Source organism: Nodosilinea sp. LEGE 06152, from assembly GCF_015207525.1.
In the GTDB taxonomy this organism is placed as follows: Bacteria; Cyanobacteriota; Cyanobacteriia; order Phormidesmidales; family Phormidesmidaceae; genus Nodosilinea.
Genome location: NZ_JADEWR010000002.1, coordinates 431891 through 447639, shown reverse-complemented (window position 1 = coordinate 447639; position 15749 = coordinate 431891). Strand labels below are relative to the sequence as shown.

10 protein-coding genes and 1 pseudogene are annotated in these 15749 nt (G+C 58.4%); 3 read left to right on the top strand and 8 right to left on the bottom strand.

From position 1 onward, the window contains the following. Window positions 1-225: 225 nt before the first annotated feature. Together IQ265_RS04390 and IQ265_RS04385 are read left to right on the top strand one after the other, a co-directional pair. Window positions 226-2121 (top strand): GTPase, encoded by a 1896-nt coding sequence (locus tag IQ265_RS04390; protein ID WP_194050962.1) that lies wholly within the window; start codon window positions 226-228, stop codon window positions 2119-2121. A 99-nt stretch (window positions 2122-2220) separates the two neighbouring features. Continuing rightward, window positions 2221-2742 (top strand): NAD(P)H-dependent oxidoreductase, encoded by a 522-nt coding sequence (locus IQ265_RS04385; protein WP_194050961.1) that lies wholly within the window; start codon window positions 2221-2223, stop codon window positions 2740-2742. A 60-nt stretch (window positions 2743-2802) separates the two neighbouring features. Here IQ265_RS04385 and IQ265_RS29810 read toward each other — a convergent pair whose 3' ends face one another. Further along, window positions 2803-5367 (bottom strand): ligase-associated DNA damage response DEXH box helicase, encoded by a 2565-nt coding sequence (locus IQ265_RS29810; protein ID WP_194050960.1) that lies wholly within the window; start codon window positions 5365-5367, stop codon window positions 2803-2805. Between the two features lie 109 nt (window positions 5368-5476). Next, entirely contained in the window at window positions 5477-5746 is a 270-nt protein-coding gene (locus tag IQ265_RS04375) for a hypothetical protein (RefSeq protein ID WP_194050959.1), read from the bottom strand. A gap of 317 nt (window positions 5747-6063) precedes the next feature. On the opposite strand from IQ265_RS04375, the gene IQ265_RS04370 reads away from it, so the two are divergent. Next, complete coding sequence (locus IQ265_RS04370; protein ID WP_194050958.1) at window positions 6064-7770, top strand: SUMF1/EgtB/PvdO family nonheme iron enzyme; 1707 nt, start codon at window positions 6064-6066, stop codon at window positions 7768-7770. Between the two features lie 48 nt (window positions 7771-7818). Here IQ265_RS04370 and IQ265_RS04365 read toward each other — a convergent pair whose 3' ends face one another. The 6 genes and pseudogenes from IQ265_RS04365 to mfd all read right to left on the bottom strand — a co-directional run bounded on the left by IQ265_RS04365 (window position 7819) and on the right by mfd (window position 15530). Continuing rightward, window positions 7819-8697 carry an S-methyl-5'-thioadenosine phosphorylase gene (locus IQ265_RS04365; RefSeq protein WP_194050957.1) on the bottom strand — a complete coding sequence of 293 codons (879 nt, stop codon included), beginning with the start codon at window positions 8695-8697 and terminating at the stop codon, window positions 7819-7821. A 5-nt stretch (window positions 8698-8702) separates the two neighbouring features. Beyond that, window positions 8703-9965, bottom strand: coding sequence for a sulfotransferase (locus IQ265_RS04360; protein WP_194050956.1), 1263 nt, complete (start codon window positions 9963-9965; stop codon window positions 8703-8705). Window positions 9966-9972: 7 nt separating this feature from the next. Beyond that, window positions 9973-11076, bottom strand: coding sequence for a DNA topoisomerase IB (locus IQ265_RS04355; RefSeq protein WP_194050955.1), 1104 nt, complete (start codon window positions 11074-11076; stop codon window positions 9973-9975). Window positions 11077-11479: 403 nt separating this feature from the next. Then, complete coding sequence (locus tag IQ265_RS04350; protein ID WP_194050954.1) at window positions 11480-11710, bottom strand: hypothetical protein; 231 nt, start codon at window positions 11708-11710, stop codon at window positions 11480-11482. Further along, a pseudogene (locus tag IQ265_RS04345) lies at window positions 11691-11969 on the bottom strand (BrnT family toxin). The gene IQ265_RS04350 and the pseudogene IQ265_RS04345 overlap by 20 nt, the downstream one beginning before the upstream one ends. Before the next feature lie 15 nt (window positions 11970-11984). Next, a complete protein-coding gene (gene mfd, locus IQ265_RS04340) occupies window positions 11985-15530 on the bottom strand; it encodes a transcription-repair coupling factor (protein WP_194050953.1) in 3546 nt (1181 codons plus the stop codon). Between the last annotated feature and the right edge of the window lie 219 nt (window positions 15531-15749).

Genomic DNA, 15749 nt, shown 5'->3' with positions numbered 1-15749 from the left:
GAACCAATTGAGAAGACAGGTGTAATACTGAGTCCGTCTTGGCTAGCCCCGGTTAGGCTAGGCAAACACCGTTTGCCCCTACGCAAACCGCCTGTTTGGAATCTGGGTTATGCAATTCGGATTTGTTGTAAACCCCCACGCTCTGGCTAACGTTTGGTGATGTGTGAGCTGGGTTTTAGCGCACCCTGCTTACACTAAAGACGTTGGATAGGTAGGGACAGAGCCATGGTGCGACTTCAAACCTGGCAGTGGGCGGTGCTGGCGCTGCCCGTGGTGGCGATCGCGGGATTTATCTTGACCGCAGCAGGTGTACAAATTCACGCCTGGGGCCTGAACTGGATTTGGGGCGTGATCATCCTCATGCTGGTGCTGTGGCGAGGATTGCTGGCCCGCTGGACCAAGCCCGTGTTCAAGCAAATGGAAGAGGCCCTGGAGCAGGTGCAGCAGGAGCTGGATGAGGTGACTGAGGCAGAAGCCCCCGTCGGCATCCCTAACGCCGCTGCCGCCGCCGCCGCCCTGGAAGACATTCTTGTTGCCGCCCAGCAAGACCCCCCGGTGTGGGAAGACTGGAACCCCTTTTGGGAGCGCTGCCGCGAGGTGGTGACAGCGGTGGCCAACGCCCACCATCCCGGCGTAAAGTATCCGCTGCTGAATATTTATCTGCCCGATGCCTACGGCCTGCTGCGGGGCACCGTAGATGATGTCGATCGCTGGATTGACACCCTCACCCCGGTGCTGGGCCAGGTGACCGTGGGCCAGGCGGTGCAGGGCTATGAGGTCTACCGCCAGGTGGAACCCTCGGCCCGCAAGCTGTGGCAGGCCTGGAACTGGGCGCAGTGGTTGATCAACCCCGCCGCTGCCGCCGCCCGCACCTTGAGCGAACCGACCAATAACCTGGCCAACCAGCAGCTCTTGGGCAATCTAAACGCCCTACTGCGAGAGGCCACCCTGCGGAACCTGTACCGCCAGTCGGTGGCTCTCTACGGCGGCGAACTGCCGACGATGCCAGGCCCGGCCAAACCCTTACCGACAGCCCAGACCCAAACCCTGCGGGAGATCCTTGACCAGGCCGAGCCGGTGGAGGCCGTGGCCATCAAGCCCGTCAACATTCTGCTGGTGGGGCGCACCGGGGCGGGCAAGAGCAGCGTAATCAACACGCTGTTTGACGCCGACCTGGCGGAAGTGGATGTGCTGCCCAGCACCGACACCATCAGCACCTACCGCTGGCAAGGCGATGGAGGCGAAACTCTTACCCTGTGGGATTCTCCGGGCTACGAGCAGGTGAATCGCACCGACTACCGCGACCAGCTGCTCGACTGCGCCCGCGAGGCCGACCTGCTGCTGCTGGTCACCCCCGCCCTCGACCCGGCCCTGCAAATGGATGCCGATCTGCTCCACGACATGCGCGAAGAGGTGCCCGATTTGCCCGCCATTACGGCCCTAACGCAGGTGGATCGGCTGCGGCCCCTGCGGGAGTGGCAACCCCCCTACGACTGGCAGTGGGGCAGTCGCCCTAAGGAAGTTTCCATTCGTGAGGCTACCCGCTACCGGCAGGAGCAGCTGGGGGAGTTGTGCGATCGCATTCTGCCCCTGGTCACCCGCGACGGCGATCGCCCCGCCTGGAACACCGATGCCCTGTCCACCGCCCTAGTCGATCTGATCGACCCGGCTAAGGAGCTGCGGCTGGCCCGGTTTTTGCGCGATCGCGAAACCAAGATCACAGCTTCGGCCCGCCTGATCGATCGCTACCGCCTGCAGATGAGCACCACCCAGGGGGTGACCGCCTTTCTCAAAAGCCCGGTGCTGAAATTTCTTGCCACCCTTACCACTGGCTCCCCGGCCCTGGCCTACCTGCTGGCCGAGCAAATTCCGGTGGAGCAGCTGCCCGTAGTGCTGGGCAAGCTCCAGCTCGCCTACGACCTGTTTAAGGTGATCGGCCCCGACCAGGCTCAGTTAGACCTACTCGCCCTATGGCCGCTGCTGCTCGACCACAACGACCAGCCCGATCGCGCCGCCTGGGCCTTTGGCCACGCCATGGTCGAATACTGGAGCCAGGGGCTGCCGGTGGATGCCACCCGCCAGCGAGTCGAGCACTATCTGGGGCAGTACGACACCCGCTGAACCGCAATTCGCCCTGACTTACCTTTGAACCGATGAAGAGACCTAGCGCCGGTGGTAAATTGAAAACGCATCCCTCTGCCCCTTCGCCTTTTAAGAACAATGCTGATCTTATCTGCCACCAACGGCAACAACCTTGAACTGGCTCACGCTTTTGAGGCCGAAGCGACCCACCAGGGCCTAACCGCAGAGGTCATGAGCCTGCCCGATCTGCAAATACCGCTGTACAACTCGCTCGATAAAGCCAATGGCCCCGGCGATGGCCTATCTAAGCTGGCTCAGGCGCTGAGGCAACATAAGGGCCTCGTGATCTGCGCCCCGGAGTACAACGGTTCGATTCCGCCGGTGGTAAGTAATGCGATCGCCTGGCTATCGGTCAGCACCGACGATTTTCGAGCGTTGTTTAATGATCGGCCCGTAGCCCTGGCAACCCACAGCGGTGGCGGTGGCCAAAAGTTGCTAGTGGCTATGCGCCTGCAGTTTTCCCATCTGGGCTGCACTGTGCTGGGTCGCGAACTGCTGTCTACGTCCCAAAAAGCTGCCAATCCCGAGACCATCACTGCCCTAGTTAGCCAGCTTAGCGCCCTCGAATCTGCCTACGTGGGAGTCCCTGCCAAGGTCTAGAGCCGACTCCACAGGGCTAGGGACAAGCAGCAGCTTATGCTCCGAAGGAGTCAAAGCCAGTTATTTCTTATCCCATTGCTCTTTCATGCGCTGAATGCGCTCTAGCAGCGTCTCATTTGACATGCGAGAATTCAGCCGCTCCACCAGTAATGGGAAGGCCAGGGGTGAGGGACGCTGGGTGTCTTTCCAAACCACCGATCGCTGATCTAGTCGACTGAGCGTTTTGGCCAATCGGTGGGTCTCCAGCTGGTCTTGCAGCACCTCCCGCTCCGCCTGCTTCAGCAGCAGGTTGTTGGGTTCGTATTTAGTAAATACTTCGTAGAGCAGCGATGTGCTGACCTGAAGCTGGCTAGAGGTTTTGCGCGACCCCGGATAGCCTTTAAACACCAACCCCGCCACCTGAGCCACGCCGCGAAACTTGCGCTGGGTCAGCTCCGAAATGTTGAGGCTGGCGCGAATATCGTCCTCCAAATTCTCCAGACTGAAGAAGTCGCTGGAGAAAAGATCTTGGTAGGGATAGCCCTTAGGGCCGAGAATTTCAAAGCCGTAGTCGTTGACCGAAATTGTGAATGTCGCCGTCTTTTGCTTGGCAAAGCGGTAGCCCCAGAGAAACCCCAGCCCTTCATGAACAAAGCGGCCCTCAAAGGGAAATACGTAGAGATGCTGTCCCTCGCGGGTTTTACAGCTTTCTACTAGTAGCTCATCGGCGGTTGGCAGGGTAGAAAGCCGCTGCTGGGCTTCGAGAATGGGGGTAATGGTGAGTATTTCGTCGTTGGGAAGTTCCTGCAAATCCCCCCTGCCCCCCGTTCTAAAGGAGGTATTGGAGGAATCGTCCGTGGCGAGAGGCTGGGGGGATCGAGTTCTGCCAGTGGTGCCCGTCACTGACTTGGAGAAAGCTGTACCGCTAGAATCTCTAGAGAGCGACGATCGCACCCATTCCACCTCACGGCGCAAATGATGGCTGAGCGTATCTGAAATTGCCAGTTGCCCACCGCCCCAGGTAGGGGTCACGGTCGATTTTTTGCGAGTGCCCTTTACGTAAAGCACCATGTCTTTCATTTGAAAATATTCCAGCTGTCGCCCGGCGAAAAAGAACACGTCTCCCTGCTTCAGCCGCGACACAAACGATTCTTCGACGGTGCCAATTTCCTTACGGTTGGTATAGACAATCTTGACCGGCGTGTTGGAAGTAATGGTGCCAATGCCCATGCGGTGAATGCGGGCCAGTTTCGCGTCGCTAATTCTGAAAAGCCCCTCCTCACGCACCACTTTTTTGTAGCGAGGATAGGCCCCCAAACACTGGCCACCGTTTTCGATAAAATCTAAAATCCACTGGTATTCTTCGTCAGTGAGGTCAGCATAGGCGACGGTTTGGCGCAAATTTTCCAGGGTCTTTTGCGGCTCAAAGCCATCGCCACACGCCAAGGTGACCAAGTGTTGCACCAGCACGTCGTAGGGCTTGTACTGGGGGCGGCGGGTTTCCATATCGCCCAGCTCTAGCCCCCGGCGAAAGGCGGAGATCTCCAGCAGTTCTAGGGCATTGGTGGGCAAAAAGAATACTTCTGAGGTCCCTTCGGGCACGTGGGCGCTGCGCCCTGCCCGCTGCAACAGCCGCGCCAGATTCTTAGCGCTGCCAATCTGCACCACCCGCTCCACCGGCTGAAAATCGACGCCTAGATCCAGCGATGAGGTACAGACTACCCATTTAATGTCGCCAGATTTTACCCCGGCTTCGATCGCCTCCCGCTCTTTGACATCAATCGATCCGTGGTGCAGGGCAATGCGATCGCTCTCCTCCGGCAGGGCAAAATGCAGCGCCTGGTACCACCGCTCGGCCTGGTTGCGGGTGTTGGTAAAAATCAGGGTAGATTTTTTGATATCGAGCGCCTCCACCAGGGTTTCAAACATGCGCAGCCCCAGGTGCCCCGCCCAGGGGAAGGTATCGACCGACTCGGGGCGAATGCTTTTGATCACCGTGTCGCGCTTCAGGTTCGAGCGAATGATTACAGGTTCGGTGCCCAGTCCCACGGCGGTTTGAGCCGCTTCTTCCAGGTTCCCCAAAGTGGCTGAGATGGCCCAGGTGCGGAGGGTAGACTGGAGCGATCGCAAATGCCCCAGACACAGCTCCGCCTGGGTGCCCCGTTTTGAACTCATTAGCTCGTGCCACTCGTCTAGCACCACCGCCTGTAAGGTGCTAAACCGCTTAGCTCCGTCTTTGTAAGACAGCATCACCGCTAGCGACTCGGGCGTGGTGATGAGGATATTGGGCATGTTCTTGAGCTGCTTGGTCTTGCGCGACGAGCTAGTATCGCCCGTGCGCGACTCGACGGTGATGCCCCAGCCCATTGCTTCGATCGGCGCTTTGATCGCCTGCTCAATGTCACGAGACAGGGCACGCAGGGGGGTGATATAGAGCAATTGCAAGCCCTCTTTGGGCTGGGCGACCATCTCGGCGATCGGCCCCATGACAGCGGCGTAGGTTTTGCCTGACCCGGTGGGTACCTGCACCAGCCCGCTGCGGCCCGTCAGGTAAGCAGCCCAGGTCTCAGCCTGAAAGGTGAGGGGCTGCCAGCCACGGACGGTGAAGTATTGGGCAATGGGTGAAAGGCGCGGATCAGCCGTCACAGCGGGCTCCTAGCAGCGGGGCAGCCTACCGATTGTAAGGCAGCCACCGGCGTCGAGACTGAATCGCTCACTGACGCAACCGTTAGAAGCTTGCTCTGGCCACTGACCACTAGCTTGCAGAGCGATTGGCCGCAGTAACTTGACGATCTAAAACGTCGCGATCGCCTGAGCCACTGCCTTCTTGTGCGATCGCATCGATGTCTTCTATTGGGGTTTCCCCTATTTCATCTTCGGAAGGGTTAGATTCGTGGGTTGGCTGCATTTCGTTTAGCACGTCGTCGCCCAGAGGTTGACGAGCCGCATTGGGGTCGAGGGGCTTCATGGCGCTGTCTAGTCCAACACTCTCTTGGCTGTTGCTGTCGCGATTTTTAGCAGTCATGGTACGTCCCCCTGTCGGGTTGCTTGGGCTACCTTGATTGTTCTGTTTTCACGAGGCTTCTCAATCGGCCCCAGGGTTGAGTCGTCAACTCTAGATTTGGCGCAACAGGTAGAAAAAACAGGGTGCTTCAACGTAGTCAAGCTATTCCTCTGCCGCTGCGCGTAGGGGGTCTTACCCCTGGGGCTACCGTAAAAGATTTACATATCAGCGCCGGCTGTGTGAGGAATTTGACAACCCTCCCAAGGCGGGAATCTTTTTGCTGACGGCGCTCATCCTAGCTTCCAGGTGTGCAATCTTCCTTCGGCAACTAATGTCCTATGACTAACGCCAAGTCTATTTTTATCTCCTACCGTCGGCTGACCAGCATTGATATTGCAGGGCGAATCTATGATCGGCTAGTGGCTCGCTTTGGCGAAAATAGCGTCTTTAAAGATGTCAATTCGGTTCCTTTTGGGGTGAATTTTCGCCACCATTTAGAGCAAGAGGTCTGCCATTGTCCGGTGCTATTGGCCATTATTGACCCTCAGTGGCTAGAGGTTGCCGATGCCCACGGCAGACCTAAACTGGCCAATTCCTCCGACTGGGTACGCATGGAAATTGAGGCGGCTCTGCGGCGCGATCGCCTTGTCATTCCGGTACTGGTAGGCGGGGCTACCCTGCCCGAAGATGCCGCCCTGCCCGATGGGATGCGAGGTTTGGTGCATCGCCAGAGCACGGTGGTTCGCTGTGATCCCGACTTTCACCACGACATGGATCGGTTGATTCAGCGCATTGAAGGCGTGTTTGGCAGTTTGGCCGTGGGCAGCACCCCACCTACTCCGTCAAAGCCAGTGCCCAACCTGGTCGATGAGCTGGCCGCCGCCCTGGCTACCGTTAATAAAACCGCTCAAGGGGCGGCGGCTCGACCTATGGGGCGGCGGCGCTGGCTGCGAATGGCAGGGTTAGGGCTGCTGGGAGGCGGCACGGCAATGGCGGTGCGTCAGCAGGTGCCAGCCCTACAGGCCCTAACCCCCAGGGATGTTTCTGAGGCTCTACCCACCCTGGCCGCTCTGCCCGATCGCATTCAAAAGGCTCTAGAGCAAGGGGAAGAGCTGGCCCCAGAACCATTAGACCTGGAGGCAACCCCTGACTTGGAGCCCCCTGAGCTAGCAACTCCTGACCCAGAGCCCCCTGCCCTGGAAACCTGGAATTCGGGTGAGCTGTACAGCTATGAATCGGTGAGCGTTGACGAGTTTGGCATGGGGCGATCGCAGATTAAATTTTCTACCCCCTCCCACCAGGCCCTGCGGCTAGAGACCCCGATTGGCCCAGTCACCCTGCGGCTAGTGTCGATTGTGGGGGGGCAGTTTGTGCTGGGGGCTCCCGCCACCGAGCCAGGCCATGACCCTTCGCAGCCCTCTCAAACCATTGCCGCCGTCGAGTCATTTTGGATGAGCGTACACCCCATTACCCAGGGGCAGTGGCGGGCGGTGGCGCAGCTACCCAGGGTCAATCTGGATCTCAACCCCAACCCGGCCTACTTTACCGGCAACGATCGCCCGGTGGAACAGGTATCTTGGTCTGAGGCGGTGGAGTTCTGCGATCGGCTCAATCAGCTGGTTAACGCCTCTCCCACTGCCACCGGTCTACAGCGCTACCGCCTCCCCACCGAGGCCGAGTGGGAATACGCCTGCCGCGCCAAAACCACCACTCCCTTCCACACCGGCCAAACTCTGACCACCGACTTGGCCAACTACAACGGCACCCAGCCCTACCGCCAAGAGCCACCGGGCCAGTTTCGTGGCACCACCACGGCAGTGGGGGCCTTTGGCAAAGCCAACGATTTTGGTCTCTACGACATGCACGGCAACGTGCTGGAATGGTGCTCGGTCGGTCGCGACGGCGCAGACAACACTTGGCAGGTGGCGCGGGGTGGCTCGTGGCAAAGCCCGCCCCAGCAGTGCCGATCGGCGTTTCGATCGGGCCGCAAGGCCGATACTCGCAGCAACGAGGTGGGCTTTCGCATCGTTGGCGAAACCGCCTAGCGTTGAGTTAAAGAAACCCGGTTTTTCTAAAAAAACCGGGTTTCTGCATCAGGGCAGATACTTCTTGATTAGCAAGCTGAGCTTGTCGAGGGTGGCCTGGGGCGCTTTGTCGAGCGGGGTGATGATGGCGTACTTGAGGGCCGAGTGGGCCTCCGACTCGGGCGGGTTGGCGGCAATGCGGTTGACCACTTCACGAATCACCCGCTGGGCGTTGACGGCGTTCTTTTGCAGATTGCCGATCACCATCTCGACGGTGACGCTGTCGTGGTCGGGGTGCCAGCAGTCGTAGTCGGTAACCAGGGCCAGGGTGGCGTAGGCAATCTCGGCCTCGCGAGCCAGCTTGGCCTCGGGCAGGTTGGTCATGCCAATGATGGTGGCACCCCAGCTGCGGTACAGCTCCGACTCGGCTTTAGTGGAGAACGCTGGCCCCTCCATACAGACGTAGGTGCCGCCCCGGTGCAAATCTACATCGGGCAGATCCAAGCTTTCGACCGCATCAGCCAGCACCCCGGCTAGAGCGTTGCATACCGGGTCACCGAAGGTGATGTGGCCCACCAGCCCCTCACCAAAGAAGGTGTTGACGCGGTTGCGGGTGCGATCGATAAACTGGTCAGGCACCACCATATCCAGCGGTTTGGCGGCCTCTTTAAGCGAACCCACGGCGGAGGCGGAAATCAAGTATTCCACCCCAAGCGATTTCATGGCGTAGATGTTGGCCCGAAAGGGTAGTTCGGTGGGCATTAGCGTGTGGCCGCGCCCGTGGCGAGCCAAAAACGCCACGCGAGTGCCGTCCAGCGTGCCCAAAATGATGGCATCGGAGGGTGCGCCAAAGGGGGTATCGATGCGAATTTCTTCAATGTCGGTGAGGGCTTCCATTTGATAGAGGCCGCTGCCGCCGATGATGCCAATCTGAGCCTGTGCCGCCATGGTAGTTACTGTCGAGAGCTGGACTGCCCTATCATAGCCAACAGTTCTGTGGGCGAACCCAGACGCTTGAGCAGGTGCGCCGCCAGTTGGCCAAACCAATTTTTTTCGGCTACAGGGCCAGGGCCAAAACTGCAGAATTCTATCGATACGCCCTTTAGCCGCAGGGTCACCAGCGTCAGGCAAAACTGCAAACATCGTCTCACGCTCTTGCCGTGGTTGTAGCCGCTAATCGGCACATCACAGTAGATCACTCGATCGCCGACAGATAATTTAAGCGAATCGCAGGGCACCAAAAGCTGATTGTGGGCCAAAAGCCGGTCTATTTCCTGATGGCGATCGCGCACAAAGCGCTCGCTAGTGTGTTGGGCAAAAATTTGCGTTAAGCCACATTCAAGCGGGCGATAGTTAAAGTCTTGAATGATCTCCTGGCAGACAGCGCTAATGGCTTGCAGGGAAGCGTCGGGCGATGGTCCAAGGCCCGCCCTTTGGGGCGAACACCGTTGCCAGGCCAAACAGCGGGATGAGTCTAGCCCCTGGGCCACCTGATTTTTCCAGGTTTCATGGGCGGGGGCGGTGTGCTGGGCGGCGGCTTGAGTGTTGAGCATAGCCGATTCAAACGGTACCTGCAGAAAGCGGCACAGCTGCTGCAGCGTCTCGGTTGGTTGAGCAACTAAGGTTTCGTATTGCAGCGTATAGGCCAACCGATCGCGCTCAAAAAAAGCCTTGCTCTGGCGATACCAGCGCTCAATTAAGTAGGCACTGTGCAGAGGCACGTCACTGGTCCAGGGTAGCTTTGCCGCCATCGAAAGCGCGACATCTCGGGGGTCGCGCATAATGCGCACTACCCTTGCGGTTGGGTATAGCCGCCGCAGGGTGGCCAAATGCAGAATGTGGTTAGGGGTTTTTTCGGCCCAGCGATGCTTGCCCAGGGTTATTCTGTGCTGCTCGGTCAAGCTTTCTAAGAGAGCTTGAAGCGAAGGTTTGCGAGTGGCCAAATAGCGATAGATGGCCTCGGGCGTGACGCCAAACAGATCGGCAATGGGGTGATCTTCAACGGCGATCGCACCCACAAACTTAGCTGCTTTCGTCGGCCAGTTCGCATCCCCAAGCACCGCAGCCAAGTGCTGATAGTTCGCCTCTAAATACGGAAAAAAATGAGTTTCTGGTCCGCAGCTAATCTGGCTGTGGCTGGCCAAAATTGTAGCCAGCAGCGTGGTTCCCGATCGCGGCGCACCGACAATAAAAATAGGCGACTGAGACGCATCCATCGCTAACCTACTGCTGCTGAGGATGACCCAGAACCGCAATCAGGGCTTTTTCATCGTCGGTGAGGTCAAAATCGCTGGGGGCTTGGGCCGCCTCCTGCCAGACCTCCAGCAGCCAGCCTTCCTCATAGGCCTTGATCACGGTGGGGTGCACGTAAAATTTGCGGCAGGTAGCAACCCGGTTGCCCAGGTGTTGGGCGGCCCCTTTGATGGCTTCGCGAATATTGGCTTGAGCCTGGGTTTTGGAGGTAGCTTCGCCCAGTTCGTTGAGAATTTTGGCGGTGTAGGCGGTGCCGGCCCAGGTGCGAAAATCCTTAGAGGTGAAGTCTTCGCCGGTAATCGTTTGTATATAGCGATTGACATCGTCAGAGTCAATGGTGCGACGCTCGCCGTCGTCATCTAGGTACTGAAATAGCTGCTGACCGGGAAGTTCTTGGCAGCGCTTGATCGCTCGGGCCAGGCGGCGATCGCTCAGCTCAATCTCGTGTTCTACCCCGCTTTTGCCAATAAAGTGAAAGCTAATTGTGGTTGAGCCCACCTCCACATGCTCCTGTTGCAGGGTGGTTAGCCCAAAGGACTGGTTTTGCTCGCGGTACTCGTCATTGCCAATGCGAATGACGGTGGCCTCGAGCAGTTGCACCACGATGGCCAGCAGCTTTTCCCGCGTTAGGTTGCGCTGGCGCAGATCGCGATCGGTCACCTCGCGGATTAGCGGACGGGCGTAGCCAAAGGGAATCAGGCGGTCGAACTTGGTCTTGTTGCGAACCTCACGCCAGTCGGGATGGTAGCGGTACACCTTGCGACCTTTGGCGTCGCGCCCAGTGGCCAGCAGATGGCCGTTGGGGTAAGGGCAAATCCACACCTCCTCCCAAGCCGGGGGAATCACCAGGGCTTTGAGCCGTTCTAGCTCGTCGGGGTCGGAGATGCGATCGCCCTTGCGGTCTAAATACGTAAACCCCTTGCCGCACCGCCGTCGCCCCAACCCAGGGCGATCGTCGCTGACGTAGCGTAGCCCAGCCGATTTAGCCGCCTGGGCCGGTTCTTCAATAATGACTGGAGGCAATGCCAAATCGGCATCTGCACTATCTGCAAGCTGACGCGAAGCGCTAACCATGTAGGTTCTAAACCAGGCAAAGAATCATTTCCTACCAGCTACAAACGCACTGGTTAGGCATTTCCCTTAGCTTAGAAGGGGCTAAAGGCTGGTTGGCTCTAGCTTGAGTTCAGTTCTAAGGGAGGATAAATGACTTCCACCACTTAGCAAGGGGGGCGATGCTGAGGTTTTTGCAGGGGCGTAGGTGATGCTCAATGACTGGGTGGAAAATTGAACAAACCTGTAATTCTGATGCAGCAAGTCGTCCTTCAACTGACTCGTATTCATCTTCCAGCAGCCAGGTTTGAGCCTCATCGTATTTAGCAGCGCTAAATACAACTGCATCAAGCCTCGCCCCTCCATAAAATAACGGAGTGCTTAAACTATAGGCACTGGCAGCTACTTGCTTGATTCAACTCAATCACTAAGTTTGTGGCTGCGGCATCGCTTCAATAAACGCTCTAAGTGCTTTGTTAACAGCTTCAGGGGTCGTGAACACCTGGGCTACGTCGTCATCTAAAACAACAACTTTAAGCTTTTTCACATCGTTCCCAACGGCAAATCTGTTGGGCTTCGCTTTTGGATAGTCAAAGCGATATTCCGGCTGCAGAACATCTTCAGAACTTGGCATAGGGTTAGAGGCCATTTCGTTCATAATCCTCACGCTCTGATCGAGTGGCTAAACGGGCACTAATGATACGAATCTTTCCCGGTCGTTCAGCAAAGGCAACTAGCAGCAATCGGTTCCGTTGGGAATGGCCAATGGTAATCTCACGCTGCTCATGAACTGAGTGGGCTTCATCCTCGAAAATGACGGCTAGAGAACTTGCGAAGACAGTTCGGGCTTCCTCAAAGCTAACACCGTGCTTCTGAAGATTGCTAGCTGCTTTGGGCGAATCCTACTCAAACTCCATAGCATCAACCTCAGTTTAGCTAGCTAGCGGCTCTGGCACTGCCCCCTGCAAATATCCCAGCCATTCGGTCAAGCTCTCCAGCTGTTTTTCGGGCTTGAGCACGCCCAGACCGCGCACCACCACCTTGCCGCCGCTGTAGACAAAGCGCGACTTCAGGTGACTGGGCAGTTTCTCGCTGATTTTCTTCCAAGCAGGTTCTTCCATAGGCGTTTCCAGCACTACGTGCTGTTTGCCCTCGGGCTTGATGCGCGAGAAGCCTGCCGCTTTGGCGACTAGCTTAAGTTCCAGCATGCGCACCAGCTGCTCGGTGGCGTGGGGAATGGGGCCATAGCGATCGCTCAAATCCGCCGCAATCTGCACGAGTTCTACCTTGCTGCTGGCTGAGGCCAAAGAGCGGTAGGCTCCCATCTTCTGCTCCAGGTCGGGGATGTAGTTGTTGGGCACAAAGGCGGTGACGTTGAGATCGACCTGGGTGTCTTCGACTTTGGGAATGTCTTGACCGCGAATTTCGGCGATTTCTTCTTCCAGCATGTCCATATAGAGGTCAAAGCCAATCGCATCCATCTGACCTGACTGCTCGGCCCCCAGCAGGTTGCCGACGCCGCGAATTTCCATGTCGCGCATGGCTAGCTGATAGCCGGAGCCAAGCTGGGTGAACTCCTGAATGGCGCGAAGGCGCTGGCGGGCTTTGTCGGTGAGGGATTTTTTGGGGTAAAACAGCCAGGCGTGGGCCTGAATGCCTGCTCGCCCGACTCTGCCCCGCAGCTGATAGAGCTGCGACAGACCAAAGCGATGGGCGTCTTCGATGAGAATAGTGTTGACGCGGGGGATGTCGAGGCCCGACTCGATAATGGTGGTGCAAAGCAGCACTTCGGCCTCGCCGTTGCTGAAGGTAAGCATCGTCGATTCCAGCTCGCCTTCGTCCATCTGGCCGTGGGCGATCGCAATTCTGGCCATGGGCACCATCTCGCGAATTTTGGCGGAGGTTTCCTCAATGCCCTCAACACGGGGCACTACGTAGAAGACCTGACCACCCCGGTCTAACTCCTGGCGAATGGCGGTGCGAATGGCTTCGGGATCGTGGGGCGACAGGTGGGTTTTGATCGGGCGGCGCGAGGGCGGCGGCGTGGTGATCAGGCTCATCTCGCGCACGCCAGACAGGGCCATGTAGAGGGTGCGGGGGATGGGGGTGGCGCTGAGGGTGAGCACATCCACCTGAGTTTTAAGCGATTTGATCCGCTCTTTTTGGTTGACGCCAAAGCGCTGTTCTTCGTCGACCACCAGCAGGCCCAAGCTTTTGAAGGATACGCCTTTGCCAAGCAGCTGGTGGGTGCCCACCACTACGTCGAGCTCGCCGGTTTTGAGCCGCTGCAAGATCTCTTTTTTCTCGTTCTGAGTGCGGAAACGGTTGAGCAGGCCAACCTGAATCGGGTAGGGGGCAAAGCGCTCCTTCAGCGTGTGGTAGTGCTGCTGGGTGAGAATGGTGGTGGGGGCCAGCAGGGCCACCTGCTGCCCAGCGGTGACGGCTTTGAAGATGGCCCGCAGGGCAACTTCGGTTTTGCCAAAGCCCACGTCGCCGCAAACTAGGCGATCCATGGGGCGATCGCTCTCCATATCGCGCTTCACGTCCTGCACGGCTTTAAGCTGGTCGGGGGTGGCCTGGTAGGGGAAGGAATCTTCCAGCTCCTGCTGCCAGGGCATGTCGGCGGGGTAGGCGTAGCCCTCCATTTTGGCTCGCTGGGCGTAGAGCCTGAGCAGGTCGACTGCGACTTTTTGAATCGCTTTTTTGGCCCGGCCCTTGGTTTTCTCCCAAGCGGTGCTGGTCATTTTGTTGAGCACCGGGGCCTGACCGCTGGCCGCTCGGTAGCGGGAGAGGGAGCCCACCTGGTCGGCGGCCACCCGCAGCAGCCCGTCGGCGTACTGAATGACCAGGTAGTCGCGAGTTTCGTTGTTGAGCACCAGGCTTTCGAGCTTGAGAAATTTGCCGATGCCGTGGCTGCGGTGGACGACAAAATCCCCCGGCTTCATCTTGTTGGGGTCGACCTGTTTGGAGGCGGCGCGGCGGCGCTTGCGCACGTAGCCGCCGGTCGCCAGGGTGTGCTGGCCAAAAAACTCGCGATCGGTGACCACCACAATGCGGAAGGTGGGCAGCACAAAGCCCTCCAGCTCCGCCAGGCCTGAGTACTTCACCGCCACCGGCACGTGCTGGGCGTGCAGCTTGTCGATCGCATTAAAATCCCTGGGGTTGGGGATGAACTGGGCCGGACAGTCGTGCTCCTGCAGCAGCGCCACCGATCGCGAGGGCTGAGCGGAAGCGAGCCAGACAGCATACTTGCGATCGCACTCCTTGCGAATCGTCTCCGCCAGCTTGCCAAACTGGTGGGGAATCGCCTGTACCGGGCGGCTGGCCAGGTTTAGGCCATTGTTGGCCTCGGCGATTTCGGATAGGTCAATGCGCGGGAATACGTCGGCGTCGCCCAGGGCGTCAGTGAAGGAGCGGTGGATTTTGGGGAGTTCTAAAGTTTTGAATTTTGAATTTTGAATTTTGAATTGATCCTCTCCATCACCCTCATCTTCTCCATCTCCCCACTCCCCACCCCTGACCTCCTGCCAATGATCTTCGACGTGCTCTAGCCAGCGATCGCTGTGGGCCTGGCACTGGTCTACCTCATCCACCGCCATCAGAGTATTTTCGGGCAGATAGTCGAGCACCGAGGCGGGGTTTGAAAACGCCAGCCCCAGCCAGCGGCGAGTGCCTTCAGGCAAAATACCGCTTTCTAAGCCTTCCTGGGCTGCTTCAGACAGTAGTCCCTCCAGCTTGCCCTGCGCCCTCAACTGCTCAATGATCACTGGGCCATACTGGGTGGGGGTAAGCACCAGGTGGTCGATCGCATCGAGCGATCGCTGGGTGGCGGGGTCAAACTCCCGCAGTCGCTCTAGCTCGTCGCCAAACAACTCTAGCCGCACCGGCAGCTCCGATGCCACGGGGTACACGTCGATAATGTCGCCCCGCTGCGCCCACTGGCCCTCAGTTTCTACCACCGTTACCCGCTCGTAGCCCAGGGTGGCTAGCCGCTGGCCCAGTTCCTTGAAGTTGATTTCCTGCTTTAGCTCCAGCCTTAGGCAGTAGGGTTCTAGGGCGGAGACCGGCGGCAGATGGGGTTGCAAGGCGCGTTCGGTAGCAACGATCGCCAGCTTGCGAGAACCCTCGCCCGAGGATTTTAGCGCCAACAGATCCGCCAGCACCTGGAGCTGGCCCCAGGTCATTTCCGACTCCTGGTCGAAGGGGTCGTAGGGCGACGCTTCGGAGGTGGGGTAAAAGTGCACCGTGTCCCAGCCCATGGCTTCGAGCTGCGTGGCCCAGCGTCCGGCTTCTTCGAGGGTGGCGGTAATCACCAGCAGAGGGCGACTTTGGGCCTGGGCCAGGGCAGAGGAAACTAATCCCTTGGGCAATCGGGCGACGCCGTTGAGCACCAGCTTTCCCTGCTGGTCGAGCTTGGTTAGCAGTTCGCTTGTGAGGGGTGAGCGTTGGAGGGCACGGGTAACAGAAGAGAAAGCCATGGTCAGCAGCGCCAGAAAAAATGGAAGCACAAGTACCCCTCAACTTTGCAGTCAGGGGATATGCGAGCGGCGATGACAAGCCCGCCTCACGTTTACCTATTGTAATAATCGACAGCCTATCATGGCAGCCGATTCCCTTGAATAGCGCGCTGCCCGTGGGCAAAAGCCTTAGCCACTGCAAAGGGATGGGCTACAAGCGAACAGCCACCAAAAATTCTG